The sequence below is a fragment of the Anaerocolumna aminovalerica genome, assembly GCF_900115365.1.
GTDB classification, from domain to species: Bacteria; Bacillota; Clostridia; order Lachnospirales; family Lachnospiraceae; genus Anaerocolumna; species Anaerocolumna aminovalerica.
The window spans coordinates 1-1,571 of record NZ_FOWD01000081.1 but is presented as its reverse complement, the minus strand read 5'-3'; the positions used below and the strand labels follow the sequence as shown (position 1 = coordinate 1,571).

The window sequence follows — 1,571 nt, the reverse complement described above, 5'->3', positions numbered from 1 at the left end:
TTGAATAGGAAAGTTCTCCTTTGGAGAACCCTTGAATTAGAATAGCCCGCTGAAAGCGGGCATAACGAATAGACGATATTGCTAGAAGATATAAAAACCTTCTTCCAATTCATCTTCATCAAGGTCATCATCCTCGATCAGAAAGTAATGCATGTCGAGCAGATCAGAATCAGTCATGTTCCGAACAAGCTTAGCAGTCATTCCTTCCGGAGGATTTTTGATATATTTTTGTCTGAGTTCCTCTAGTTGTTTTGGATCCATTTGCGGTGCCTCCCATCTTAGAATGATTTTAGTATGGACCAGATGGGATAGAAAATCAAGTAGCTTTACCGCTGGAACGGCAGTGGAGTTTTGCCATTGCCCTTTCGTAAAGTTCAACTAGGGATACTCGTTTGTGGTTATGGTAGAGTTCCAGAAATTCCATGGTATGATTGCACTTTGGACAATTCAAGGGATCATAACCAAAGGACAGAAGAAAAAGGTTACGCCATTTATTAAAATCCAGAATTATCTTGTGCTTGAATTCTGGTACAGCTTTTGTAAGCTTTTTGTCTGATTCGCGATGACGGGCATAAAGTCCATAGTAGCGCGTCATCTTAAAGTGCTTTTCGGGGATGTGCTGAATAAGAAGCTTAATAAAATCCAACACAGGAATTGTTTTCTGAACATAAGAATTATCTTCATGTTTGTTATAATGAAAAGTTACAGTTTCACCATTGTAGGAGTCAATTCTTGAAGTAGCAATAACTGGACGGCCAAGATAGCGGCTGATATATTTTACGACGGTACTAGGATCGCAAAGATTTGGTTTCGCATAAACATAGAAACCATTTTTATCTTTTTTGTAGATGGCAGCTTTGGTTTTTTTGAACGATGGGCCGATATGCAACTCCATTTCATTAAGAAGTGCGGTCTGAAAAGCTTTTCTAAAGTAAGTGTAATTAAAATGTTTTATAACACGCCAGAACCCATCATCAGAGAAACCGCCTTCGGTAAGAAGACAGTGAATGTGAGGATTCCATTCGAGAGGACGGCCAAAAGTATGAAGAACACAGACAAAGCCAGGAACAAAGTTTTTACTTTTGTTCATCTTGTGGAACAGTTCAAGGACAACGCTACGGACTGCATGGAAAAGACAATCAAGAAGAGAACGGTCATCCAGAAAGAAATGACGAAGTTCTTCATCAATGGTAAAAACGCAGTGACGATGAGTGCAACGAATTAGCTTAAAAGACATCATGGTAGAGCGGTCGTTGGAGTACTTGTTGCCACAGGTAGGGCAAAACTTGGAGTGACAGCGAAACGGAACGAATTTAAGTTCACCACAATGGGAACAGCCGTACATGGCACCGCCAAAGGAAGGATCGCCGCAGTTAATCATCTTTTCAATGTTTTCCATAACAACATGGCGAGGATGAAGAGAATATTTAATTATTTCATAATTGTCATTGAAAATCTTCTGTAATATATTCATATGACTATTATGAAACAGAATGACAAAAAAAGAAACCCCCAGATTCCCCTCATGAATGAGGGGCTAGGGGAGCTGATGTGCCGAAGACACTTTTTTA

The 1,571-nt window shown here is 39.7% G+C and carries 2 protein-coding genes; both read right to left on the bottom strand.

Annotated elements, in window-relative coordinates; all coding sequences use genetic code 11:
- Window positions 1–81 precede the first annotated feature (81 nt).
- Window positions 82–261 carry a hypothetical protein gene (locus BM183_RS20415; RefSeq protein WP_091686838.1) on the bottom strand — a complete coding sequence of 60 codons (180 nt, stop codon included), beginning with the start codon at window positions 259–261 and terminating at the stop codon, window positions 82–84.
- 55 nt (window positions 262–316) lie between these two features.
- Window positions 317–1,474, bottom strand: coding sequence for an IS91 family transposase (locus BM183_RS20410; protein ID WP_091689448.1), 1,158 nt, complete (start codon window positions 1,472–1,474; stop codon window positions 317–319).
- Window positions 1,475–1,571 lie beyond the last annotated feature (97 nt).